The organism is Aliarcobacter butzleri, assembly GCF_900187115.1.
Lineage (GTDB): Bacteria > Campylobacterota > Campylobacteria > Campylobacterales > Arcobacteraceae > Aliarcobacter > Aliarcobacter butzleri.
Genome location: NZ_LT906455.1, coordinates 1,206,897 through 1,231,577, shown reverse-complemented (window position 1 = coordinate 1,231,577; position 24,681 = coordinate 1,206,897). Strand labels below are relative to the sequence as shown.

24 protein-coding genes are annotated in these 24,681 nt (G+C 26.6%); 10 read left to right on the top strand and 14 right to left on the bottom strand.

The annotated features are described in order from the left end of the window. Nucleotides 1-28: 28 nt before the first annotated feature. Both CKV87_RS06130 and CKV87_RS06125 read right to left on the bottom strand, forming a co-directional pair. A complete protein-coding gene (locus CKV87_RS06130; protein WP_004511361.1) occupies nt 29-1,861 on the bottom strand; it encodes a biotin/lipoyl-containing protein in 1,833 nt (610 codons plus the stop codon). Between the two features lie 6 nt (nt 1,862-1,867). Beyond that, nucleotides 1,868-2,143 carry an OadG family protein gene (locus tag CKV87_RS06125; protein ID WP_012012909.1) on the bottom strand — a complete coding sequence of 92 codons (276 nt, stop codon included), beginning with the start codon at nt 2,141-2,143 and terminating at the stop codon, nt 1,868-1,870. A gap of 325 nt (nt 2,144-2,468) precedes the next feature. On the opposite strand from CKV87_RS06125, the gene CKV87_RS06120 reads away from it, so the two are divergent. Beyond that, nucleotides 2,469-3,125, top strand: a complete 657-nt coding sequence (locus CKV87_RS06120; RefSeq protein WP_012012907.1) for a S24 family peptidase — start codon at nt 2,469-2,471, stop codon at nt 3,123-3,125. A gap of 2 nt (nt 3,126-3,127) precedes the next feature. Here CKV87_RS06120 and CKV87_RS06115 read toward each other — a convergent pair whose 3' ends face one another. The 5 genes from CKV87_RS06115 to mobB are packed head-to-tail and all read right to left on the bottom strand — an operon-like array spanning nt 3,128 to nt 7,635. After that, entirely contained in the window at nt 3,128-4,126 is a 999-nt protein-coding gene (locus CKV87_RS06115) for a hypothetical protein (RefSeq protein WP_012012906.1), read from the bottom strand. Then, nucleotides 4,126-6,078 (bottom strand): methionine--tRNA ligase, encoded by a 1,953-nt coding sequence (metG, locus tag CKV87_RS06110; RefSeq protein ID WP_012012905.1) that lies wholly within the window; start codon nt 6,076-6,078, stop codon nt 4,126-4,128. Before metG ends, CKV87_RS06115 begins: the two co-directional genes overlap by 1 nt. A gap of 14 nt (nt 6,079-6,092) precedes the next feature. Further along, nucleotides 6,093-6,299 carry a hypothetical protein gene (locus CKV87_RS06105; RefSeq protein WP_004509414.1) on the bottom strand — a complete coding sequence of 69 codons (207 nt, stop codon included), beginning with the start codon at nt 6,297-6,299 and terminating at the stop codon, nt 6,093-6,095. Next, nucleotides 6,292-7,134: a class 1 fructose-bisphosphatase gene (locus CKV87_RS06100; RefSeq protein ID WP_012012904.1), complete on the bottom strand. Its 843-nt coding sequence runs from the start codon at nt 7,132-7,134 to the stop codon at nt 6,292-6,294. The genes CKV87_RS06105 and CKV87_RS06100 overlap by 8 nt, the downstream gene beginning before the upstream one ends. Before the next feature lie 3 nt (nt 7,135-7,137). After that, entirely contained in the window at nt 7,138-7,635 is a 498-nt protein-coding gene (mobB, locus tag CKV87_RS06095) for a molybdopterin-guanine dinucleotide biosynthesis protein B (RefSeq protein ID WP_012012903.1), read from the bottom strand. A 97-nt stretch (nt 7,636-7,732) separates the two neighbouring features. Between mobB and CKV87_RS06090 the strand changes: the two genes are divergently transcribed. Continuing rightward, on the top strand, nt 7,733-8,230 hold the full coding sequence (locus tag CKV87_RS06090; RefSeq protein WP_012012902.1) for a hypothetical protein: 498 nt from the start codon (nt 7,733-7,735) through the stop codon (nt 8,228-8,230). Here the strand turns inward: CKV87_RS06090 and CKV87_RS06085 are convergent. The 6 genes from CKV87_RS06085 to bamA are packed head-to-tail and all read right to left on the bottom strand — an operon-like array spanning nt 8,199 to nt 16,085. Continuing rightward, nucleotides 8,199-9,857, bottom strand: coding sequence for a lytic transglycosylase domain-containing protein (locus tag CKV87_RS06085; RefSeq protein WP_012012901.1), 1,659 nt, complete (start codon nt 9,855-9,857; stop codon nt 8,199-8,201). The two genes, CKV87_RS06090 and CKV87_RS06085, sit on opposite strands and share 32 nt — an antisense overlap. 9 nt (nt 9,858-9,866) lie before the next feature. Next, nucleotides 9,867-10,139 carry a YggT family protein gene (locus tag CKV87_RS06080; protein ID WP_004509409.1) on the bottom strand — a complete coding sequence of 91 codons (273 nt, stop codon included), beginning with the start codon at nt 10,137-10,139 and terminating at the stop codon, nt 9,867-9,869. After that, nucleotides 10,136-11,437 (bottom strand): glutamate--tRNA ligase, encoded by a 1,302-nt coding sequence (gltX, locus tag CKV87_RS06075; RefSeq protein ID WP_012012900.1) that lies wholly within the window; start codon nt 11,435-11,437, stop codon nt 10,136-10,138. The genes CKV87_RS06080 and gltX overlap by 4 nt, the downstream gene beginning before the upstream one ends. 2 nt (nt 11,438-11,439) lie before the next feature. Further along, nucleotides 11,440-12,678 (bottom strand): M16 family metallopeptidase, encoded by a 1,239-nt coding sequence (locus CKV87_RS06070; RefSeq protein WP_228126911.1) that lies wholly within the window; start codon nt 12,676-12,678, stop codon nt 11,440-11,442. Nucleotides 12,679-12,735: 57 nt separating this feature from the next. Continuing rightward, on the bottom strand, nt 12,736-13,809 hold the full coding sequence (locus CKV87_RS06065; RefSeq protein WP_012012898.1) for a dehypoxanthine futalosine cyclase: 1,074 nt from the start codon (nt 13,807-13,809) through the stop codon (nt 12,736-12,738). Next, on the bottom strand, nt 13,809-16,085 hold the full coding sequence (bamA, locus tag CKV87_RS06060) for an outer membrane protein assembly factor BamA (protein ID WP_228126910.1): 2,277 nt from the start codon (nt 16,083-16,085) through the stop codon (nt 13,809-13,811). The genes CKV87_RS06065 and bamA overlap by 1 nt, the downstream gene beginning before the upstream one ends. Before the next feature lie 101 nt (nt 16,086-16,186). Here bamA and CKV87_RS06055 point away from each other — a divergent pair, with 101 nt between their 5' ends. The 8 genes from CKV87_RS06055 (at nt 16,187) to CKV87_RS06020 (ending at nt 23,472) form a co-directional block, all read left to right on the top strand. Then, a complete protein-coding gene (locus tag CKV87_RS06055) occupies nt 16,187-17,023 on the top strand; it encodes a prephenate dehydrogenase (RefSeq protein WP_004509404.1) in 837 nt (278 codons plus the stop codon). Nucleotides 17,024-17,122: 99 nt separating this feature from the next. Next, nucleotides 17,123-17,881 carry an SDR family NAD(P)-dependent oxidoreductase gene (locus tag CKV87_RS06050; protein ID WP_012012896.1) on the top strand — a complete coding sequence of 253 codons (759 nt, stop codon included), beginning with the start codon at nt 17,123-17,125 and terminating at the stop codon, nt 17,879-17,881. Between the two features lie 40 nt (nt 17,882-17,921). Further along, entirely contained in the window at nt 17,922-19,184 is a 1,263-nt protein-coding gene (locus CKV87_RS06045; RefSeq protein ID WP_012012895.1) for an MFS transporter, read from the top strand. A 57-nt stretch (nt 19,185-19,241) separates the two neighbouring features. After that, entirely contained in the window at nt 19,242-19,730 is a 489-nt protein-coding gene (locus CKV87_RS06040; protein WP_012012894.1) for a lipocalin family protein, read from the top strand. Beyond that, complete coding sequence (locus CKV87_RS06035; protein ID WP_012012893.1) at nt 19,727-20,965, top strand: NAD(P)/FAD-dependent oxidoreductase; 1,239 nt, start codon at nt 19,727-19,729, stop codon at nt 20,963-20,965. The genes CKV87_RS06040 and CKV87_RS06035 overlap by 4 nt, the downstream gene beginning before the upstream one ends. Nucleotide 20,966: 1 nt before the next feature. Next, on the top strand, nt 20,967-21,719 hold the full coding sequence (locus CKV87_RS06030; protein WP_012012892.1) for a DUF1365 domain-containing protein: 753 nt from the start codon (nt 20,967-20,969) through the stop codon (nt 21,717-21,719). A gap of 2 nt (nt 21,720-21,721) precedes the next feature. Continuing rightward, the gene (locus CKV87_RS06025) at nt 21,722-22,948 is read left to right on the top strand and encodes an SAM-dependent methyltransferase (RefSeq protein WP_012012891.1); all 1,227 of its coding nucleotides are present in this window, start codon (nt 21,722-21,724) and stop codon (nt 22,946-22,948) included. Continuing rightward, nucleotides 22,945-23,472 carry a DUF3833 domain-containing protein gene (locus tag CKV87_RS06020; protein ID WP_012012890.1) on the top strand — a complete coding sequence of 176 codons (528 nt, stop codon included), beginning with the start codon at nt 22,945-22,947 and terminating at the stop codon, nt 23,470-23,472. Before CKV87_RS06025 ends, CKV87_RS06020 begins: the two co-directional genes overlap by 4 nt. 58 nt (nt 23,473-23,530) lie before the next feature. Here the strand turns inward: CKV87_RS06020 and folP are convergent, their stop codons facing one another. After that, nucleotides 23,531-24,670 carry a dihydropteroate synthase gene (gene folP / locus CKV87_RS06015; protein ID WP_012012889.1) on the bottom strand — a complete coding sequence of 380 codons (1,140 nt, stop codon included), beginning with the start codon at nt 24,668-24,670 and terminating at the stop codon, nt 23,531-23,533. Between the last annotated feature and the right edge of the window lie 11 nt (nt 24,671-24,681).

Genomic DNA, 24,681 nt, shown 5'->3' with positions numbered 1-24,681 from the left:
TATTGATAAAAATATCAATAAACCTATCTTAAGCAATAACAGCTAAAGTTTGACCTTCGTCAACAGAAGAAGAAGGTTCAACTAAGATTTTAGAGATAGTACCAGAAACAGGAGCAGTAATGTCAATTTCCATTTTCATAGCTTCTAAAATCATAATTTGTTGATCTTTTTCAACTCTATCTCCCTCTTTAACAAGTATTTTCCATACATTCCCATTAACTGCTGCTGGAACTTCTGTTCCATTATAAACTGGTTTTGCAGGAGTTTGTGCAACTTGAGCTTGAACTGGTTGTTGAACTACTTGTTGTACAACAGGTTGTGCAACTTGTATATTATCTACAATCCCTTCAGCTACTGTTACATTAAATCTTTGTCCATCTACTACTACTGTATAGTTCCCATTTGCCATTTTATTATCTCCTTTTGTTTTATTATTACTATTATTTATTTCATTCTCTTTTTTTCTTACATTTAAAGGACTCTCTCCTTTTAAAAATGCAATACCTTTCTCATCACAAGCAGCTGCAATAAAAATATTCTCTTCTGTTACAGGAATATTTTCTATTTCTAATCTTTGTTTCCAAACAGATATTTTCTTTTTCTCATCACGATCAGCAATATCTAAAGGATTCTCTTTAGTTGGTTCTAGTTTTAATTTTTCACTTGCTAATTTTATTATTTCAGGATCTGCTTCAACTGGTGTTTTTCCAAAGTATCCTAAAACCATTCTTCCATATCCTGGAGCTATTTGTTTCCATGGTCCAAACATAACATTAGCGTATGCTTGTTGCCAATAAAATTGAGAAACAGGAGTTACAGATGTACCAAATCCTCCTCTAACAACCACTTCTTGCATAGCTTTAATAACTGCTGGAAATTTATCTAAAGTTCCATTATCTCTCATCATTTGAGTATTTGCAGTTAATGCACCACCAGGCATTGGAGAAAAAGGAATAAGTGGTGAAACTTGAGTTGCTTCTGGTGGAAGGAAGTAATCTTTTAAGCAATGAGCCAAAGTCTCTTCATATTTTAGAATTTTATCAATTTCTAAACCACCTAAATCAAAGTTTTTACCTTTTACAGCATGAAGCATAGTTAGGATATCTGGTTGAGATGTTCCTCCACTAACTGGAGATGCAGCTAAGTCTATACCATCAGCACCTGCTTCAAGAGCTGCTAAATAACAAGCTATACTAACTCCTGCTGTTTCATGAGTATGAAGTCTTATATGAGTAGAATCACCTAAAAGGTTTCTTGCCATTTTAATAGTATCAAATACTTTTTGTGGGCTTGATGTTCCACTTGCATCTTTAAAACAAACAGAATCAAAAGGCAATCCGCTATCTAGAATACTTCTTAAAGTTTTTTCATAAAAAGGTACATCATGTGCACCTGTACAGTTTGGAGGTAAATCCATAAGTGTTACAACTACTTCATGTTTTAATCCATGATTTTTTATACATTGTGCAGAGTATTCAAGGTTTTGAACATCATTTAAAGCATCAAAGTTTCTAATTGTTGTTGTTCCATGTTTTGCAAAAAGTTTTGCGTGAAGGTCTATTAATTCTCTTGAACCAGTATCTAACATTACTGTATTTATACCACGAGCTAGAGTTTGTAAGTTTGCTTCTGGTCCTACGATAGATCTAAATTTATCCATCATATCAAAAGCATTTTCTTGTAAGTAGAAGAACAACGATTGGAATCTTGCTCCTCCTCCAAATTCAAAGTGAGTTATCCCAGCCTCTTTTGCAGCTTCTACTGCTGGAAAAAAGTCATTCATTAAAACTCTTCCTCCAAAGACAGATTGGAATCCATCTCTAAAGGTTGTATCCATAATATCTATATACTTCTTAGACATATCCTATTAACCTTTTAACTTTGTATGATGTTGTATTGCTGCCATTATTGCTGCTACTTTTCTTGGGTCTATCCCTGAATTTGATACAACAGGATTTGTTATTGTGTTATAGATTATATTTGGTGTTTGACTAACATTCTCTTGTTTTTTCGGAAAAAACTCTACAAATGTTACTCCTTTTGCTTTTAGCAAAAAACCTAATATTAATAATACTGTTGATACTATCCCCATTACTATTAGAAAGCTTGTTACTAATTCTGCTATCGTATTTAGCCCTTCCATATTTCTCTCCGTGGTTACCATTTGTAAATATGAGTGTAATCATATATAAAAGTTGCTTTAGTAATATTTATATTTTTATTGTTTTTTTGACAAATTCTAAAATTTAATAGTTTTTATTATTTATAAGATTTTTTCACCAAATTCATAAATAAAATCATCAACTTTTTTAAAGAAATTTATAACACTATCTTTAGTTTTTATTATTTTTATTTGCATAAATATATCCTTTTTGTTTTATATTGCAAATTATATATATAAAATAAAATATACTTGAAAAATATTTCAAATTGTAATATAATTTTGAAAAATAAAAAAAGGAGCTAAAATGTTCATTGTTGATGAGATTATAGAAAAGTTAAAAGATATTATAAGTGCAGATGGAAAAAATGGTAAAGTATTTGATAAAGATGTAGCTAAATCTTTAGAATTAAGCCAAGCAAATTTTGCGACTATGAAAAATAGAGGAAAAATTCCATTTACAAATATTCTAAATTTTTGTGCTAAAAAGAAAATATCTATAAATTGGCTTTTATATAATCAAAATCCAGATTCTTTAATTGATGCAACAGATAAATATTGGATTAAATATTATCCTTCTGTTTCCGTTAGTGCTGGAGGTGGAGCTTATGAAAGTGAAGATAACTTTGAGTCATTAGAACTACCACGATATTTTGTTAATATGTTAGGTGGAAATGAAAATTTAAAAAATATTGATGCTATAAATGTAATTGGAGATTCTATGGAACCGACATTAAATAGTGATAATATAATATTTATTGATAAAACAAAAAATGATGTATCAAGAGATGGAATTTATGCTTTTACTACAATTCATGGTTTATTTGTAAAAAGAATACAAAGACGAGTTGATGGGAAACTAGATATTATTTCTGATAACAAAGATTATCCATCACAAGTTTTAAATAAAAATGATTTAGAAATTTTAGGAAAAGTGATAAGCTCTTTTGGATTAGTTTACTAATCTTAAAAGAGTGTTGGGAATTTTTGCGATTTTAAAAAATAGTTTATTACACATTTATAGTTAAATCCCATAATATAAACAGCGTTGAATTTTAAGCTTTTTAAAATAGGTTTTAACTCTTCTAAATCTTTTATGATAATTTGTTCATCTTTGTCTAAAAAGTCCACATAAAAATTTGAAATAAAAATAGCTTTCGCATATTTATATTTTTCTTTTATATATAAAATCTCTTTTTTATATAAATCTTCATTGTTTTGACAAATTATAAATTTATCACTTTTACCAAATTCTATAAGATTGAAATTTTTATCTAAAAAAAGAGCTTTTAAGTTGTGAAAAGCTTTTAATTTTGAGAAATCTATATTTTGATTTAGAAAATTATAAACTTTTATAAAATTTGTAAGATATAAGCTTGAAATTTTTAATCTTGAAAAATATCTTTCTTTATATGAAAAAGATGTTTCAAACAAAGAGTGTTCCGTTAAATTTTCTATATTTTCAACTAAAACTATATCATTGAAATCACTATTGTTTGGGTAAAGTTTATCTAGAATTGTTTTATCCGAAGAGATAATAATATCGTCATTTTCTATGTTTTCTAATTGTTTAAAAAAGTTTTCTAATCTATTTGGAATTAGTTTTATAGCTTTTTCGAAGTTATTTGAATATATTTTTAGTAAATCATAAGTCTCTTTTTCACAAAAATAAGCTTTCAAATTTTTAGTAGATAAGCTGAAACGAATTAATTTTATTATAGCTAAATCAATATTCTCAACTTTTATCCAAGCTATTTCATTATCAAGTATCAGATGATTTTCTTCGATAAGAATTGCAAATGCACCATTTTTTAGAGCTATTTCAATCTCATTTGGATCTTTAACTATAAATAAATCGCCTTCTTTTACTTTTGAAACGTTTGTTTTGATTGAATATATAAAAGAGATTGATGGAGAGTTTAAAAGCTTTCCATCAACAATATCTAAAATAGATGAGATTTGCACTAGCTTATTTTCGTTCCAGATTTTTTAGGTGCTTCTGGTCTTAAAAGTGATAAACCATTTTCATCACGTGCTGCCATTAACATACCTTCACTTAACATTCCCATAAGTTTTGCAGGTTTTAAGTTTGCAACTACACAAGCTTGAGTACCAACTAATTCTTCAGCTGAATAATACTCTTTGATTCCTGCTAAAATTTGTCTATTTCTTCCTTCTCCTAAATCAACTTGTAGTTTTAGAAGTTTTGCAGATTTTGGAACTTCAACTGCTTCTACAATTGTTCCAATTTTTAAAGTTGTTTCAAAAAATTTATCAATAGTAATTAGATTGTCATCTTCAACTTTTGTAGGTTCTTGTTCTTTTTTTATTTCACACTCAGCTTTTGTTTCATCAGCTGTTGCTGGTTGTTCTAATAAAATTTCTTCTATTCTTGGGAAAAGTTGTTCAACTTTTGTTATAACTGTATCAGCTAATAACTCTTTATTAATAATTAAATTATTAAAAGTTTCAGTATTTATATTCATACCTAAAGATTGAGCAATTAGTTTAATCTTTTCAGGCATTACTGAATCTAAAAGTAGGGCAACTTTAGCCATAATATTTGTAATTAAAGCAACTAATGCCATAGCTTCAGCATTTTTTCCATCTTTTATTAAATTCCAAGGTTCATAATCATTGATTGCTTTGTTTGCAATAGTTAAAACTTTCCATATCTCTTCAAGATATCTGTTTATTTGCATATTATAAATATATTTTTGAACACCATCTAAAATTTCATTTACTTCATCTAACTCTTTTTTATGGAATTTTTCAACATCAACTGAACTTACTTTATAATCAAAGTATTTTCCACTCATTCCCGAAATTCTATTTAGTAAATTTCCTAAATCATTTCCTAAATCAGAGTTAATTCTATCTATTAAAGCTTTTTGTGAAAAATCTCCATCTTGACCAAAAGGAACTTCCCTTAACATAAAATATCTAAATGCATCAAGTCCATAAGCATCTGCTACTTCTTTTGGATTTACGATATTTCCTTTTGATTTTGACATTTTTTCACCATCTCTTGTCCACCAACCGTGAGCTGCAATATGTTTTGGAAGAGGTAAATCCAAAGACATTAAAAATGCTGGCCAATAAATAGAGTGGAATCTTAAAATATCTTTTCCTACAAGATGAATATTTGCTGGCCAAAAATTCATATTTTTATCATCAGTTCCATAACCAAGTGCTGTAATATAGTTTAAAAGAGCATCAAGCCAAACATACATAACATGTTTTGGTTCATTCATAGATTCTGGAAGTTTTACTCCCCAACTAAAAGATGTTCTTGAAATTGATAAATCTTTTAAACCACCTTTTACAAAGTTTACAATTTCATTTTTTTTGCTTCTTGGTAAAATACAATCTTCATTTTCTTCATACCATTTAAGAAGTTTTTCTTCATATTTTGATAATTCAAAAAAGTAACTTTCTTCTTTTACTAAAGTAGTAGCTCTTCCACAATCTGGGCAAAATTGTTCATCTACAAGTTGTGATTCAGGAAAAAAAGTTTCACAAGGTACACAATAAAAACCTTCATATTCACCTTTATAAATATCACCTTTTTTATACATTATTTCGAAAGCTTTTTGAACTCCGATTTTATGTTCTTCATCTGTAGTTCTAATAAATTTATCATAAGTTATATCAAAATCATCCCATAAAGTTCTAAATTTTCCTGAAATTTCATCAGCATACTCTTTTGGTGTTTTATTTCTAATCTCAGCACTTTGTGCTATTTTTTGTCCATGTTCGTCAGTTCCTGTTAAAAGGAATGTATTTGAACCTGTCAATCTTGAATATCTTGCCAACATATCTGCAATGATTGTAGTATAAGCATGACCGATATGAGCTACATCATTTACATAATATATTGGAGTTGTGATATAAACATTTTTACAAGATTCTTGCATTTTTACCTCTTTTCTTAAAATTCAAATCCACCAGTAGAACCTTTATTCATAGATTCATAGACAGAAATTACATATTTTTTTCTTAATTCGCATTCAAAAAAAGCACTACAAGGAGTGCAAGATTTTAAACTATTTGATTCTTGACAACTTTTTAATTCTACTAGCATTTTTTCTAGTTTTAATTCCCATTCATCAAGTACAATTTCTTCGTGTTCAGACATTTTTTTTATAAACTTCTAAAACTCTATTTATTTCGCTATTTGAGCCAAAAAAGCAAGGAGTTGTATCGTGAATATGTGTAGTTTGCACTTCTAAAACTCTTTTAAATCCATCAACAGCTTGACCACCAGCTTTTTCATAAGCTAATGCAAAAGGGAAAACTTCAAATAACTGTCTTAATTTTCCTTTTGGTTTATCACTTGTTCCTGGATATGAAAAAAGTCCACCACCTTTTAATAAAATTTGGTGTAAATCTGGAACCATTCCTCCACTATATCTTAATCTATAACCATCATTAAAAATGTCATCAATTAACTGTTTATGAAAAGGTGCCCAACAATTTTGTGTAGAACCAGGAGCATTTAATTTACCTTTTTCATTAAGCTTAATATTTTGAATAAAAGTAAATTTACCATCTAATAATCTATACATTTTTACATCAGTTGTAGTTACTACCATTTCAACTCTTGGACCAAAAACTACATAAACTGAAGCAACTATATTTTGTGCATTAAATTCATTTTCATAAATACCAAAAATTGAACCAACAGATAGGTTTACATCAACTAAAGATGAACCATCAAGTGGATCATAAGCAATTAAATATTTACCATTTTCATGTAAATTTACAATAGCTTCTTGTTCTTCACTCACAATTGCTTTGATACTTGGAATATTTTTAAAAATATCCTCAATAATTTTGTCACTTGCAATATCAAGTTTTAATTGAGTATCTCCAGTTGAATTTTCAAATTCACTTTTGCCTGTATCACCAGTTTCTATTAAATGTTTGATTTTTATTGCTGATTCTTCTATTGCTTTCATTATTTCTTGCATTTTTTACACTCTTTTTGCATTTTTATCTATCCAGTTTATTATTTCATCTGGATTATTTAAATCTAAGATTTCAATATTTTTTGGAATATCATTTTTATTAATAGTTTCATCGCATGCTATTGCATTTGTTACTTCAAAATAACTTTCATCTAATCTATCTCTAAAAATAGAGATTCTAGGAAGTTCTAGAGTTTTTAATCCTTCAACTAATAAATAATCAAAATCTTTAAAAAGTTCTATTAAATCATCAATTGAAGATGTAGATTTTTTGAAATAAGTTGTTTTATTTGGACTTACAACAGCAACATCAGCACCAGTTTGAAAGAATTTGAAAGAATCTTTTCCTTCTCTATCAAACATAGCTTTATCTTTTGGATCATGTTTTACTATACATACTTTAAAACTTTGATCTTGAAGAATACTTGCAACTTTTACAATAGCAGTTGTTTTACCACTATTTGACGGACCTGAAAAGGCTACTACTAATCTTTTTTTATTCATAAGTCGGATTTTATCTAAAGAAACGTTAAAGTAAATTTAGAAATATTTTTTAAAGCCTTTGTAATGTAAAATATAAAATAGATAAAAAAGGGGATCCATGTTTAAAATTTTAATTTTTCTATTTATTTCACTATTTTTAGTTTCATGTGCATCAAAAAATAATGCATTTAGGTATTTTGATAAAGCTGAGTTAGAAGCTAAAGGAATAAAAGCTACAAAAAAAGCTGATATTGTAAAAGACAAAGAGGTTAATGTTATTTTTATGGCAACATATTTAAATCAAGTAGATAATATGAAGGATGATACAAAAACGGAAGATTTTTTGGTGTTTATATATTTTTCTAGTTTAGATTCTCAAAATATAGAAGATAATGGATATCTTTTCTTTTTAAATGAAAATGAGCCAGTATCTATTGAAAAAATTGAAAAAGGCAATGAAAAATACAAAGATTTAATGCTTAAAAATTATTGGGGGAACTATTATTTAGTAAAATTCAATAATATAAAAATAGATGATGATAAAAAAAGTTTTGTTTTAAATTTAGTTTTACAAGACCAAGCGTCTAATAAGGTGACACTAGGTTTTGCAAAATAGTAGATAGTGAAATTTTATTTTCACTATTTAAGTAATTGTTGTAGACATAAAAGTTTGCTAAAACTTTTTTCCCATATTCTCTTGTTTCACCAGAAGATATTAACTCCATACTTAAAAATGGTTCAAATTTACCTTTTTCTTTAAATAATCCTTTTTTTAATTGACCTTTAGTATATCCACCACCGCCATTATAAGCGTAAGCTATAAATAAAGGATTATTATCAAATTGAGTCATTAATGTATCTAAATGAAAACTTGCATATTCAATATTCTTTTTTGGAACAAATTGTTCATAAATATTATAATCTTCATTTAATTTTTGTGAAATATCCAAAGATAAAAAAGGCATTATTTGCATAACACCTAAAGCTGAAGATACAGAAATAGAAGAGGGAATAAATCTACTTTCTTGTCTAGCAAGAGAATAAAGTAAAATTTGTTTATATATATTATATTTTCCAATTATATCTTTATATGGAGTTATAAAATATTGAATTTTAGATTTATTATATCTTTCTAAAACAAAAGCTAAATGTGGCATTGTATTTTCATCTGTAAAAATATTTGAGTACTTTTGTAGTTTTATATCATCAAGGTTTGTTTTAGTATCTTCAACAACATTTAACCAATCAAAAGCATTATAAATATCATAAGAACTTTTTTGATTTTTTGTTTCAAGATTGTAAATAATATTATCTGGTTTTATATTTAACAACTCTTTTGCATATAAAACATATAAACTATTATCCCAACTTTTAGCTAGTTCTTCTAAATAGTAATTTTCTTTTGTTACTAAATATAACCAAAAAGCAGCCTTATCTTTCATGTCTCTTTGGTTTGTTTTATTAAAAGAAGTAAGAAAAAAGCTTTTTGCAATTGTTGGATTATTGTTATTTATTGCATTAATTCCAAGAATAAAATCAATATCAGGTGTAAATGTTTTAATACTATTTAGAGCATACAAAGATTTTTGAATATTTGGAAAATCTTTACTAAAAATAATAGTTCGTAAAAATCTATTAAAATCAGTTTCTTGTGTAAGTTTTGTTAAAAAACCTAAAGGTAATTCTTTATTTAAATATCTTATAGTATAACTATCTTCAAGCTCAAAAAATAGTTGTAAAAACTTTTTTGTACCACTATTTATAAAAGAGTTAAAAGGATCAGTTGATGAAATAAGTTTTAAGTTATTTTTTAAAGTAGGGTAAGAATCTAATTTGTTAATAAAAAATTCTAAATCTTTTTTCGACAATAAAGAAGCCTCTTTTAAAGATAATCCTAAGGCAATACATCTTACATCGCTATTTTTTAACTCTTCAATTGAAGCTCTATAACATTTCAAATCTTCTTCGGGGATATTCTTTTTATATCTTTGATTGAAAAGTTTATCTAAAGAAGCATTTTTACCATATCTCATATCATAGACAGTTTTAGCTTCTTCAAAAGATAAATCTTCCTCTTGATTTAGATATTGAATAATAAAAAAATCTTTTGCAGGTGATTTAGGTTTTTCTTGAAGCCAAGATAGGGTTATTTTAAAGTCTTTTTGCATAAAATCAGTAGTTGCTGTTGCAATATCTGCATTTAAAGATATTGCAAAAAGCAAAAATATCAAAATTTTTTTCATATCAAAGCTTTAGAAGAATAAGTTTTTTAGAAGTGTCTCTATGAAAATTAATCCAAAAATTAAAATTAGTGGAGCTAAATCCATTCCACCAAATACTGTTGGTATATATCTTCTTATAAAAGCATAAACTGGTTCAGTTAATCTATAAAGAATTTGAACTATTGGATTATAAGGATCAGGTTTTACCCAAGTTAAAAGTGCTGAAATAATAACAACCCACTTATATAAAAAAATAATACTAAAAATCAGTGTAAAAATCGAAGTTAATAGTGCATCTATCATTTTATAATATCTCCTAAATAGTTTTTAATTAAAGGGTAAATATCTGATAAATTTGGACCATTTTCAACACCTGTTAAGATATATCTTAATGGTTTAAATAGATTTTTCCCTTTTAAAGAAGTTTCATTTACAATATAATTTTTTAAATCTTCATAATTATCGAAATATGTAGCTTTTTGTAAACACTCTTTGATAGATTTAAATTCATTTTCAAAACCTTCAAGAGTTGTTTTTGTAGCAAAGATTGGCTCAATCTTCTCTTTTATCTCTTTTATAGTACTTGCTTCTTCTAAAAATAGTTTTCCTAATTTTCCTATATCACCATCTGCAAAACCTAAAATTTTTGATAATCTCATATCATCAAGATTTTCAATATGTTTTCTATTTATAAATCTTAATTTATCTATATCAAATTTTGCTGAACTTTTTGAAATATTTTCTATTTTAAACCACTCTATGGCTTCTTCTAAAGTAAAAATTTCAGTTGGAGTTTTATTTCCCATCAACACAAGATAATTTGCAATAGCACTTGGAAGAAATCCTTGCTCAATTAGCCATTTTACACTACTTGCATCATCTCTTTTACTCATTTTTTTACCAGTTTGTGCATTTAAAATAATTGGTAAATGAACATATTTTATCTCTTTTGTATATCCTAATGAATCTCTAATATGTATTTGTTTTGGTGTATTTGAAACATGGTCTTCTCCACGAATAACTATTGAAATATCCATTAACATATCATCAACAGAACAAGCATAATTATAAGTTGGAGTTTTATCTTGTCTTAAAATTATAAAACTATCAATATCAAAAGGTGCATAATCAAAATCACCTTTTAGTAAATCAGTAAATTTTATATTATGATCTGGTTTTTTTAATCTAACAGTAAAAGGCGCATTTACATTTAAAACTGCTTCATCAGATAAATTTTCACAAAATCCATCATATCTAAAAGGAATTCCTTTTTTTATAGATTCTTCTCTTAATTCTTCAAGTTTTTCATCACTACAAAAACAAGCAAAAGCTTTTTTTTGAGTCATTAATTGTAATGCCATTTTTTGGTGATATTTTAAGTTGTCACTTTGATAAAATACTGTTTTATACTCTATTGAAAAAAGATTTAAAATCTCTAAAATCTCTTTATCTTTTCCTTCTATATTTCTTTCTTTATCTGTATCTTCAATTCTTATTATTAAATCTTCTTTTAGTTGTTTAGATACGATATAATTGAAAATAGCAACTCGTAAATTTCCAATATGCATGTCTCCTGTTGGACTTGGGGCAAATCTTAACAAAATTATCTCCTTACTATTGAGAATGTTAAATTATTTATCTCTTTGTGAGATTTTATATAGTTATTTAAATCTTCAAGTTTTAGATTCTGGATTTTTTCTAATTCTTTTTTAGAATAATCTTGGTCTAATCCTCGATAATATAGTGTAAATGATTTATTTAATCTTTGTGCTAAAGTTTCATTTCTAAGAGGTTCACTTCCTAATAAAAAATTCTTAGCAGCTGTTAACTCTTCTTGAGTAACACCATTTTCTACAAACTCATCTACTAATTTTGAAACTAATTCTTGAGCTTCTTTTGCAGTTTCATTTTTTGTTTGTAAATAACCACTAAAATATGTATGAGTTTTGTTTATAGAGATGTTTCCATAAGCACTATAAGCTAAACCTCTTTTTACTCTAATTTCTTCCATCAATCTTGAACCAAAACCAGAACCACCTAAAATAAATGAAGCAACTTTTGCTTTATAATTCTCTTCATCTTTTGAATCTATATTAAATGAACTTCCAAAATAAATATAAGCTTGTTCTGTATCTCTTTGAAGAGTTTTTTCACTTTTTTGTGATTTAAAGTCTATTTTTTTTACTTCAGATTTTTCGCCTATTTTTAGATTTTCCAAAATAGGTTTTATTAGAGTTTCTATCTCTTTTTGTGTAAAATTACCACCTGCAACAATAATCAAGTTATTTAAAGATATAGTTTTTGATAAAAAGTTTTCTATATCTTTTAATTCTATTTTTGAAATAGATTCTATTGTTCCACTTGATGGATTTTCTAAAGCTGTATTTTTAAAAAGTAGAGCTTTTAACTGATTTTGTGCAATAAAGTCAAAATCATTTTCTTTTCTTTTTAAATATCCAGTTTGAATAGTTTTTATTTTATCCAAAGAACTTTGTGTAAAGTTTGGAGATTTTAGTAAATCATTTAATAAACTAACTGCTTTTTTTGATTGTTCTTTTAAACTTGAAACTTCAATAACAAATGTTTCAAATCCATTTGAACTATGGATTGTTATTGCATTTTCATCAAGTATTTGAGCAAAATTTGAGCTACCTAGCTCTTTTGTTCCTTCATTTAAAATACTTGAAGATAAATTTACTAAACCACTTTTATTTTTATCTTGAATATAACCAGAATTTTGAAAAACTAATTGTAAATTTAAAATTGGTAAATCTTTTTGTTCTTCAAAAATTATTGGTACTTCTGTACCTTTTATATTAATATGCTTTATTGTAGCACTCATTAAATTTCCTTGTAAAATTGCTATTATAAATAAAAAACAGTATTTTATTTTCATATCTTAAAATCTTTCTAAAATTTCGTAAGCAGTATTTCTTTTTGCAGGATATTCACCGATATCTTTTATAAGTCTTATCATTTCATCTTGATTCATTCTATTTGCAGCACCTGCTGCTTTTACTACATTTTCTTCCATCATAGTGCTTCCTAAGTCATTTGCACCAAATTTAAGGGCAAGTTGTCCTATATAGCTTCCTTGTGTTACCCAAGAGCTTTGCATATTTTGAAAATTATCTAAATAAATCCTCGCAACTGCAAGTAATCTTAAATATCTATTTGATGATTGAGGTTTGATTTCTGGATGTTCTTCTATTAGTTTTGTATTTTGACCTTGAAATGACCACATAATAAATGCTCTAAAACCACCTGTTTCGTCTTGAAGTTTTCGTAAATGTTCCCAATGTTCGATTATTTCTTCATCAGTTTCAACTGTTCCAAACATCATAGTTGCAGTTGTTTTCATACCAATTGAGTGAGCAAGTCTATGAACTTCTAACCATTGCGCTGTATCCATTTTTTTTGGTGCAATTATATCTCTTACTCTATCACTTAAAATTTCAGCTCCAGCTCCAGGAATTGAACTTAAACCTTTTGCTTGTAATCTTTTTAGAACTTCAAGTTTAGATATTTTTGAAATTCTTGCAATAAAATCAATTTCAATCGCTGAAAATCCATGAATAGTAATTTGTGGATATTTTGTATTAATATGTCCTACTAATTCTTCATAATAATCAATTTTTAGTTTTGGATGAACTCCACCTTGAAAAAGTATTTGAGTTCCACCAATTTCTAGAAGTTCTTCAATTTTTTGATCAATTTCATCAAATTTTAAAACATATGAATCTTCATCTTTACCATGTCTAAAAAACGCACAAAACTTACAATCAACCCAACAAACATTTGTATAGTTAATATTTCTATCAACTATAAATGTTGTTATCTTTTCAGGATGAAGTTCAGCTTTTTTGATACTTGCCATTTCACCTAATTCTAAAAGTGAAGCATTTCTTATTAAATCTAAAGCTTCTTCATTTGTAAGTCGTTTTTCTAAATCGACTTCAACTTTTTTAACCATTAGAAACTAGCTCCAAAAGAGAATTCAAATGAAGATGTATCATCACCTGGCTCATCATCAAGTGCTCTTGCAAAGATTAGTTGTAATGGACCCATTGGAGAAACCCATTCTAATAATAATCCTGCTCCTGATCTTTCTATATCATCGAATGAATCTTGACCTATCATTCCATAATCATAGAAAATTCCCCATCTCATTTTTGCACTAGGAACTAATGGGAAACTCATTTCTGCAGAGTTTGCCCACATGTTTTTATATGGATCAGTATAATATCCAGAATCATTTTTAGGGAAGGCATATGATTTATACCCTCTTAAAGTTTTAGGACCTCCAAGATATAAAGAGTCTCCTTGATTGATTTGTCCATTATCAAATAACATTTTAACTTGAGTTTTAAGTCTTAAAACCCAGTCTAATTCAGCTAAATCTTCTAATGAATAGAAATATTTTAAGCTAGAAGTTGATTTTACATATTTTGAATCTCCACCAACTCCTGCATATTCTAAAGATGTATTTGCTCTAAAACCTTCTCGTGGGAAGTAGTAATCATCTGTGTTATCATAATTAAGATAAGGAGTAATAGAACTATTTACATAATCTTGATTTGTAAATAATTTATTTTTTGCTTTAAATGCAGCATCTTTGGCATTATAAGTACTCATAAAATCACTTGAATAATCATAATTTTCACTAACAAAGTCTAATTTATATCTAGTTCCTACGTAAAGGTCTCTAATTAATTCTTTACCAATAGCAACAGAGAAACCTTTAGTATCAACATCTGAATCATATTTTGATCTTTCAATTTCATATTCAGTTGAGTGAACTTCAACTTCACCATTATAATCACTATCTCTTATTGCTGGATTTTTTAAGCTAAGCTCAAATCTATTACTATGAGCAGATAAATCTGTACTTAATCCTAAAGCTAGACCTGAACCAAAAATATTTGCATCACTTACAGAACCACTAACCATAAATTTGTCATAAGAACCGTATCCTCCTCCAAGCATCAATGAACCAGTAGCGGCTTCGGTTACTTTTACGATGATATCCATTTTATCATCACTAATTCTTTTTTCTTCAATTTTTACATCATCAAAGAATCTTGAACGTTTTAGTTTATTTGTAGAATCTTTAAAATCTGTAAGGTTATATAAATCACCAGGAGCTAAATAAACATTTCTTCTTACAACTCTATCTAATGTTCTTGTGTTTCCAGATATTTTTACATCATTTATATAAACTTTTTTACCTGGAACTACACTAAAAATGACATCAACTAATTTAGTTTCTTCATTTTTCTTTAAATCAAATTTTACTTCAGCATATGCATAACCTTGGTCTGCAACTTGCGTTTTTATGTAATCTTGGTCTTCTCTTAATTTTTTAATATTAAAAGTTCTTCCTACAATAAGTTTTAATTCAGGATAAATTGTTTCAGGATCAACAATAGAAGAATCTAAATAGATTTTTATATTATTTGTTGTGTATTGTTCACCTTCTGTGATAAAAAAGTCTAATTTTGCTTGATTTGAAGCAAAATCAATATCTAAAAATGGTTCTTTTACTTGAGCATCCAAATAACCTTTTTCATAATAAAGATCATTTATTCTTCTTGCATCATATTTTAGTTGGTCAATTTTTACTTCACCATCATTTTGTCCAAACCACCAAGAAGCAAATTCTACTTCTTTATTTGCAGTTACATGATCAAAATCATCTTGTTCGAGTTTATCAGAACCATGATAGTTTGCTTTTTTGATGATGATTTCATCACCTTTATTTACATTAAAAGTAATTTTTAAAGAGTTTTCATTTATTTTTTCAACTTCAGTTTCAACAACAGAATTGATATAACCTTCACTCTCTAACATACTAAGAAGTTTTTCTTTTGCTTCTTTCACTCTTTTTTCACTATACATTGAACCTTTTTTCAATTTTATAGTAGTTTTAAGTGTTTCTATATCTTCGGTTCTTGTTTTATAACCTTTAATATCAACATTTGCAATAGAAGGTTTCTCATTAAAAATTAGTTTTAAATTTCCATTTTCATTTAAAATTTGAATATCTTCAAAATATCCTTGTTTATAAAACTTTACCAAAGCTTCATTCAATCTATTTTCATCGATTGTATCGCCAACTTTCATATCTAAAATTTCGTCTAAAATTTGCGGTGAAATTTTACTTACGTTTTTAAACTCTATTGATTTTATAGTTTCTGCACTTAGTATTGTGGCACAAGCTAAAGATAATAATATGATTTTATTTTTCACAATAATCCTTAAATTTACATTGTAGGGCATTAATATATCTAAATATAGTTTATATAAATATAAAGTAATGTATAATCACGAACGAATTTTATAAAAAGGTTATGACTTTGAATATTGGAATTATAGGTTTAGGACTTATGGGAGGTTCTTTAGCAAAAGCTGTAAAAAGATATGGTATTGCTTCAAAAGTTTATGGTTTTACAAATAGTGAAAAAAATAAAAAAGATATTTTAGATTTAAATTTAGTAGATGAATTAGTAGATTTAGAAACACTTAAAAAAGTTTCTGATGTTATTATCTTAGCGATTCCTGTAGATGCTATTATCTCAATGTTTCCAAACTTTTTGGATATAGATGAAAATACAACTATTATAGATATGGGTTCAACTAAAGAGTATATTGTAAAAAGTATTCCACCTAAAATAAGAAAAAACTTTATTGCGGCACATCCTATGACAGGAACTGAAAAATCAGGGCCAAAAGCTGCTATTGATGATTTATATGAAGGAAAAACTGTTGTTTTTTGTGATTTAGAACAAAATGCAAATCTTCATGTAAATAGAGCCTTTAAAATATTTCAAGAAATAGGTATGAGAATAGTAGTTATGGATAGTGATAAACACGATATTCATGCTTGTTATATCTCTCATTTACCTCATATAATATCTTTTTCTTTGGCAAATACTGTTATGAGTCATGAAGATCCAAAATCTATTATTGCACTTGCTGCTGGTGGATTTAAGGATATGAGTAGAATTGCAAAATCAAGTCCACGAATGTGGAGTGATATTTTCAAACAAAATAGAGAAAACCTTTTAAAAGCTATTGAATCATTTGAAAATCAATTAGATGATGCAAAAGAGATGATAAAAAATGAAAATTATGAAAATTTAGAAGAGTGGATGAAAAAAGCAAATAGCTTGCATGAAATATTATAATGCATCTATTTTTAATATAAACTAACATATTAATATTACAAAAAAACTTTTTATTCATATATAATTTGAGCAAAATTAGTATTTAATAAAGGTTTTAATATGATAAAAAAAGTTTGGATTATTGGTGCTAGTAGTGGAATTGGTTTAGAATTAGTTAAGTTGTGGTTACAAAATAATTATTTAGTAATAGCAAGTTCAAGAAATATAGAAACTTCTAATGAACTATTAAATCTAAAATCAACGCACAAAGATAATCTACAACTTTTAAATATTGATGTTTTAGATAATGAAAATGTTATCAAAAGTGTGGATAAGGCATTTAATATTTTTAATGGTTTAGATATTTGTTTTTACAATGCAGGAGTCTATGAATCTATGACTTACGAGCAATGGAATATTTCAAATTTTGAATCTATGATAGACATTAATTATTTAGGTATTTTAAGAGTTTTAAAACCTCTTATTTCTTATTTAGAAAAACAAAAAAGTAAATCGACTATTGTTTTAAATGCAAGTTTAGCTAGTTATTTTGGTTTACCTTATGGTGGAGCTTATAGTGCTTCAAAAGCTGCTTTAGTTAATTTTGCACAATCTTTACAACCGGAATTACAAAGAAAAAATATTTATGTACAGATTATAAATCATGGTTTTGTAAAAACAAGACTAACAGCTAAAAATGATTTTGAAATGCCACAATTAATGCAAGTTGATTATGCAGCTAAAAAGATATTTGAAGGCTTAAACAAGCCTTATAAATTTGAGATATCGTTTCCTTTTTTACTTTCAAGTTTCTTAAAATTACTTAGCTTTTTACCATATAGTTGGAGTTTTTCAATAACAAAAAGATTTTTAAAATGATTAAAACTAAAATTCTTGTGAAATATATAGATTTGATTTTATGAATAATAATAAGCTAAAAAGCAAAGAAATTCTTTTATATGGAACATTGGGGATTCCTATTGCTTTTTTGGGTTTTCCCTTATATATTTATTTACCAACTTTTTATGTTGAAAATATTGGTTTAGGTGTTGGAATTGTTGGAGCTATTTTATTAGTTGCAAGATTACTTGATATGATTGTTGACCCATTTATTGGAAGATTTTGTGATATTTATGGCAAAAAGTTTAATATTATTTTCATCTCTTCTATCTTTTTAGTTTTTGGACTATTTTTTTTAATAAAACCTATTTTTTATAATTCTTTTTGGTTATTTTTATTTTCTATTCTTACATATATCTCTTATAGTTTTGTTTTAATTCCTTATCTTAGTTTAAACTCAATTTTAAGTAATAATGAACAAGAGAATACAAAACTTGCTTTTTCAAGGGAAATTTTTATAATAGTTGGAGTTCTAATCTCTTTATTAATTCCTTATATATTTTTAGTTTCAAATGATTCAAAAAAGAGTTTAGAACTTTTACTTTATACAATTTTGATTATTTTTCCTATTTTTTTACTTCTATTTTTTACAAAACTAAAACACTTGGAAAAAAAAGAGGAGCTTTTAAGAAATGAAAACTTTTTTATATCCTTAAAAACATTTTTTATAAATTTTCCAGATCACAAAAAACTATTTTTTGCTTTTTTATTAAATAATCTAGCAAATGCACTTCCTGCAACTTTGTTTTTATTTTTTGTAAAATATGTGTTAGTTTTAGAAGAAAAAACTGGTTTTTTTTTAATAATCTATTTTTTAAGTGCAATTATAACTTTTCCTTTTTGGATAAAACTCTCAACTAAAATCTCAAAAAAATCTACTTGGATTTTGTCAATTTTAATTGCAATTAGTGCTTTTAGTTTTGTACCTTTTTTAAATGAAGGAGATTTTTTTTACTTTGTATTTATTTGTGTGATAACTGGAATGTGTTTGGGAGCTGATATGGCATTACCATCTTCTATTCAAGCTGATGTAGCACAAGAAACAAAAAAACAACATCAAGATTTAACAGGAGTATTATTTGGTTTTTGGGCAATGATTACGAAACTCTCTTTATCTTTAGCTGTTGCTATTTCTTTTATAAGTTTAGAGTTTACAAATTTTGAAAGTCAAAATATAAATCAAACTTCAATTTATGCAATCATTTTTTTATATTCAATAATGCCTATAATTTTTAAAATATTTTCTATAATTTTTTTATTAAAATATAAAATGACAAAATAAGTATACAAAATTCTATTTTTTTATAATAAAGTTACAAATATCAACTAAGGGTAATTTGTGAAGTTTTTATTTTTAACAATATTTTTTTCTTCATCAATCTTTGCAAATACTCTTGTTGATATTAAAAAATTTTCTGGACTTTGGTATGAAATAGCAAGAATTGAAAATAGTTTTCAAACCTCTTGTGTAGCTTCAAGTGTGGAGTACAAACTTCAAGAAAACAACACATATGATGTTTATAATAGATGTTTTGAAAATGAATTAGATGGAAAACTAATAGAATATAACGGTTTTGCAAAACTAGAAAATAACCAACTTTTTATGAGATATTTTTTTGTTTTTAGAAGTTCATACAAAATTGAATATCTAAATGATTATAAAACAGCAGTTGTTTCAAATGATGATTATTCAAATCTTTGGATTATGAGTAGAACGCCAAATATAGATAAAAATGAATTAGAAAAAATTTTAGATGATTTAGAAAACAAAATGGATATTTCAAAATTAGTTTTTACAAAACTTGACCCAAAAGGAAGATACAAATGAAAATAGCAGTTTTAGGAGCTGGAATTAGTGGACTTGGAAGTGCCTATATTTTGAGTTCTAAACATGAAGTTGATTTATACGAAAAAGAGGATAGATTAGGAGGTCATGCTAGAACTACAATGGTTCAAGATGAGGATAAAATCTTTGGTGTTGATACTGGTTTTTTAGTTTTTAATCATCCTACTTATCCACTTTTGACAAAACTATTTAAAGAATTAAATGTAAAAATAGAAAACTCAGATATGAGTTTTGCTTTTTGGGACAAAGATATAAACAGAGCTTACAATGGTTCATCACTAAAAGGAATGTTTGCCCAAAAAAGAAATCTTTTTTCTCTAACTCACTATAAAATGATAAAAGATATTTTAGATTTTAATAAAAAAGCAAATCAAGATTTAAAAGAGTGTAATTCAAATTTAGACAAAACTTTAGGGGAATACATAAAAGATTATTCAAATGCCTTTAAACAAAGATATTTACTTCCAATGGGTGCTGCTATTTGGTCAACTCCAAGTGATGAGATGAATAATTTTCCAGCAAGAACATTTCTGACATTTTTTAAAAATCATGGACTTTTAGGAGTTTCAACTCATCATCAATGGCTAACTGTTAGTAATGGAAGTATAAATTATGTAAATAAAATAAAAGAGAAAATCTCTGGAAAAATCTTTTTAAACTCTGATGTTATAAAAGTTCAAAGAGAAGTAAATGGTGTTTATTTGATTCATAAAAATGGAAATAGATCTTTTTATGACAAAGTTGTATTAGCTATGCACGCACCTGAAGCTTTAGAGATTTTAGAAAATCCTACATCAAAAGAAGTTGAGATTTTAAGTGCCTTTAAATATAAAGAAAATAGCGCTGTTTTACATAATGACAATAATATTTTATATCCAAATAGAAAAATGTACGCAGCCTGGAATTACACAAGTTCAAACAAACAAAATAAGCTTGTAACTCTTAGCTATTGGATAAATACTCTACAAAATCTAAAAACCAAAAAAGATTATTTTGTATCATTAAACGAGACACAAAATATAAATAACGTGATTGAAAAAATCTCTTATGAACATCCTCAATTTGACTCAAAGGCAATAAAAATGCAAAGTAAAAAAGATGAGATTTGTGGACATAATAACACATATTTTGCAGGAGCTTATTGGAGATATGGTTTCCATGAAGATGGACTATTAAGTGCTACAAAAGTGGCTTCAAAACTTGGATGTGAGTTCTAAAATGCAAAATTTATCAAATCACAATATTTTTGAAGGAACTATCTATCATAAAAGATTTCTTCCTAAAAAGCATGATTTTAAATATAATTTTTACCTGCTTGATATTGATGTATTTGATTTAAAAAGTTTGGAAAACAGAATCTTTTCTATAAACAAATTAAATTTTATGAGTTTAAAAAGTTTTGACCACTTTGGAGAAAGTACTGAATTTATAAAAAACATAGAAGAGTTATTAAAAAAGTTTGATTTAAAAATGGCTTCTAAAATGAGATTTTTAACACTTCCAAGGGTTTTAAACTTTGTTTTTAATCCAATTAGTGTTCTAGTTTTATTTGATGAAGAAAATTTTCCAACTCATATTTTAGCTGAAGTTCATAACTACAACAACGGTCGTGTTGTTTACCCTGTAAAGCTTGAAAGAAGAAATAATTCTTATTTTGGAGTTGTAAAAAAAGATATGTATGTTTCACCTTTTTTTGAGTGTGAGGGAGTTTATGAATTTGAGCTAAAGTATGAAAAAAACAAATTATTTATAAAAATAGATTTATACGAAAATAAACAACACAAATTAACAGCAATTTTTAACTCAAAAGGAAAGCCATACACTTTTAAAAATATACTAAAAATATTTTTTAGATATATGTTCAGCACTTTTTTAGTGGTTTCTCGAACTTATTATCATGCATTTAGGCTTTATTTAAAAGGGTTAAAAATCTATTTTCCAAGAGAAAATGACAAAATAAGGAGGTATTAAAAATGCAAAAATTATGGAATAAATTTGGAGATAACTTCTTTTCAAAAATAAAAACTGGAACACTTGAAGTAATCTATAAAGATGGAAATATCAAACTTTATGGAGAAAAAACAGTTGAAGAAAGAATCACTTTAGAAATAAAAAACAATAGATTTTTTACAAGGATTATGCTTTATGGAGACATTGGTTTTTGTGAGAGTTTTATAGATAAAGATTTTGAAACTTCAAATCTTACAAAACTAATAGAATTAGCACTTTTAAATGCACAATATCTTGGAACTACAAGTGAAAATGAAAAAAACAGACTAATAAACCTTATGCCAGTTTTTAATAAAATCAAACATAATTTACGAAAAAACTCAAAAACAAACTCAAGAAAAAATATCTCAGCTCACTACGACTTATCTAATGATTTTTACAAACTAATGCTTGATGAAACAATGATGTATTCAAGTGCTGTATTTTCACATAAAAATCAAGATTTATATGAAGCACAAAAAAATAAGTTAGAAAAACTTTCATCAAAACTAAATCTAAAAGAGGGCTCAAAAGTTTTAGAAATTGGTTCAGGTTGGGGAGCGATGGCACTTCATTTGGCAAATTACAAAGGTTGTGAAGTTACAACGGTTACTTTAAGTGTTGAGCAAAAAAAACTTTGCGAAAATAGATTTAAAGAACATAATGTAGAAGATAAAATCGATATTTTACTTAAAGATTACAGAGATTTAAATGGTAAATTTGATGCAATAATTGCTGTTGAGATGTTTGAAGCTGTGGGCAAAGAGTATTTTCATATCTTCTTTAAAAAGTGTCAAGAGTTACTAAAACCAAATGGAGTTTTAGTTCTACAAGTAATCACAATGCCTGACCAAAGATATAAAGCTTACTCAAAAGGGACTGATTTTATACAAAAATATATTTTCCCAGGAGGTCATCTTCCAAGTATCTCTAAAATACTTGAAGTGACATCAAAACATACAAGATTAAATCTAAATCATCTTGAAGAGTTCACAGAAGATTATGCAAAGACTTTAAATATTTGGCATGAAAATTTTGAAAAAAAATTAGAAGAAGTTAAAAAATTAGGGTTTGATGAGTATTTTATACGAATGTGGAAAATGTATCTAAACTATTGTGAAGCGGCATTTTTAACAAGAAATATAAATCTTCATCAATTGGTTTTTACAAGAGATCAAAATATAGATTTAAATAAAGGATTAATCGCATGAAAAATTTAATATTTATTTTTTTAACAACAATTTTATTTACAGGATGTACAAGCATGAAAATAGAAGATTTTAACAACACAAAACCAGAGTTTATTCCTCAAGAATATTTTAATGGCAAACTAAGAGCCTATGGTATCGTAAAAGATAGAAATGGAAAAATAACAAGAACATTCAAAGGAACTATGATTGGTTCTTGGGACAAAAATGGTATTGGAACACTTGATGAGTATTTTGTTTACAACGATGGTGAAGAGATGAAAAGGGTTTGGACTTTAAAACCAACTGAAAATAAGAAATTTATCGCCACTGCAAATGATATTATCGGTGAAAGTCCTATGATAGCAAATGGAAATACTGTTATGCTTGATTATGTTATGAGAACTCCTTATAAGGACTCAACTATTGATTTAAGTGTTCGAGATTGGCTTCATTTACAAGATGATGGTGTTATTATAAATCACTCTAAACTGAAAAAATTTGGTTTTGTTGTTGGAGAACTTGTGATTACTATAATAAAAGATTAGTTTTTAGTATTAAAAATTTCCATGTTAATCTAATAAGATTAACAATGGAACAATAATCTTAATTTATATTTTCTATCGCTTCAAAAACTTTTATTGCTTGAAAGTGTTCTTTTACATCATGGCATCTAATAATTGAAGCACCATTTCTAATAGATTCTAAATGAATAGCCAAAGTTCCTGGAAGTCTATTTATAACTTCAGTTGGTGTTATTTTATCTATCATGGATTTTCTACTTGCACCAATTAGTAACTCATATCCAAAGTGTTTAAAATGTTCTAAATTTTTAAGTAAGAGTAGGTTGTGTTCCAAAGTTTTTCCAAAACCAATACCCACATCTAAAACTATATCTTTTACCCCAAAACTTTTTACTTTTTCTAATCGTTTGGTAAAAAAATCATCAATTTCAACTATAACATCTTCATAAAAAGGAGCTTCTTGCATATTTGTTTGATTATTTTGCATATGCATAATAACTGCTTGAGCGTTATATTTTGATACAAGTTTACAAACTTCATCATTTTGCAAACCTGTTATATCATTTACTATTTTAAAGCCATGATTTAAAACATATTCTATAACTTTTGGAGAAAAAGAATCTATGGAAAAATCAACTTTTTCATAATATTTATTTTGATAAATAGTTTGAACTATATCTTTTAGTCTATCAAGTTCTATATTTTCACTAACTGGTAAACTTCCAGGACGACTTGAAACTGCACCAATATCTATTATATTTGCACCATCTTCTATCATTTTTTCTATTCTTTGACAAGCTTCAGAGTTATCAAATCTACTATTTTTAAAAAATGAATCCTCATTTGCATTTAAAACACCCATTATTTTTGTAGGATAGTTTTGTTCTTTTACATAATCTTTTAAAGATTTTGCTAACTCTTTTAATCCAAAAGGTTGTGCTAACTCTTTTTTTGCTAAATTCTCAAAATGTTTTGTAGTTCCTATAAGTAAGGCATTTACATATTTATCTTTTGCAATTATAACTCCATTTGGTACAGCTAAATCTGCTCCAATAGATAAAGCATCTTGTTTTAAAATATTTGCAGCACCAACATGTAAATCTTTTATATATAAAGTATGAAGTTTTGATTTTTTTGATAAAATCGAAATACCGCCACTATCACAACCAAGATTTTCAAAAAACTTTTTTGAATCATTTAGTGATATTTTATATGTTTTCATATAAAAACCTT

Coding starts and splice junctions, on each gene's coding strand:
- CKV87_RS06130 (WP_004511361.1), bottom strand. CDS start 1,861: ATGTCTAAGAAGTATATAGATATTATGGATACAACCTTTAGAGATGGA.
- CKV87_RS06125 (WP_012012909.1), bottom strand. CDS start 2,143: ATGGAAGGGCTAAATACGATAGCAGAATTAGTAACAAGCTTTCTAATA.
- CKV87_RS06120 (WP_012012907.1), top strand. CDS start 2,469: ATGTTCATTGTTGATGAGATTATAGAAAAGTTAAAAGATATTATAAGT.
- metG (WP_012012905.1), bottom strand. CDS start 6,078: ATGCAAGAATCTTGTAAAAATGTTTATATCACAACTCCAATATATTAT.
- CKV87_RS06105 (WP_004509414.1), bottom strand. CDS start 6,299: ATGTCTGAACACGAAGAAATTGTACTTGATGAATGGGAATTAAAACTA.
- CKV87_RS06100 (WP_012012904.1), bottom strand. CDS start 7,134: ATGCAAGAAATAATGAAAGCAATAGAAGAATCAGCAATAAAAATCAAA.
- mobB (WP_012012903.1), bottom strand. CDS start 7,635: ATGAATAAAAAAAGATTAGTAGTAGCCTTTTCAGGTCCGTCAAATAGT.
- CKV87_RS06090 (WP_012012902.1), top strand. CDS start 7,733: ATGTTTAAAATTTTAATTTTTCTATTTATTTCACTATTTTTAGTTTCA.
- CKV87_RS06085 (WP_012012901.1), bottom strand. CDS start 9,857: ATGAAAAAAATTTTGATATTTTTGCTTTTTGCAATATCTTTAAATGCA.
- CKV87_RS06080 (WP_004509409.1), bottom strand. CDS start 10,139: ATGATAGATGCACTATTAACTTCGATTTTTACACTGATTTTTAGTATT.
- CKV87_RS06070 (WP_228126911.1), bottom strand. CDS start 12,678: ATGAGTGCTACAATAAAGCATATTAATATAAAAGGTACAGAAGTACCA.
- CKV87_RS06065 (WP_012012898.1), bottom strand. CDS start 13,809: ATGGTTAAAAAAGTTGAAGTCGATTTAGAAAAACGACTTACAAATGAA.
- CKV87_RS06055 (WP_004509404.1), top strand. CDS start 16,187: ATGACTTTGAATATTGGAATTATAGGTTTAGGACTTATGGGAGGTTCT.
- CKV87_RS06050 (WP_012012896.1), top strand. CDS start 17,123: ATGATAAAAAAAGTTTGGATTATTGGTGCTAGTAGTGGAATTGGTTTA.
- CKV87_RS06045 (WP_012012895.1), top strand. CDS start 17,922: ATGAATAATAATAAGCTAAAAAGCAAAGAAATTCTTTTATATGGAACA.
- CKV87_RS06035 (WP_012012893.1), top strand. CDS start 19,727: ATGAAAATAGCAGTTTTAGGAGCTGGAATTAGTGGACTTGGAAGTGCC.
- CKV87_RS06030 (WP_012012892.1), top strand. CDS start 20,967: ATGCAAAATTTATCAAATCACAATATTTTTGAAGGAACTATCTATCAT.
- CKV87_RS06025 (WP_012012891.1), top strand. CDS start 21,722: ATGCAAAAATTATGGAATAAATTTGGAGATAACTTCTTTTCAAAAATA.
- CKV87_RS06020 (WP_012012890.1), top strand. CDS start 22,945: ATGAAAAATTTAATATTTATTTTTTTAACAACAATTTTATTTACAGGA.
- folP (WP_012012889.1), bottom strand. CDS start 24,670: ATGAAAACATATAAAATATCACTAAATGATTCAAAAAAGTTTTTTGAA.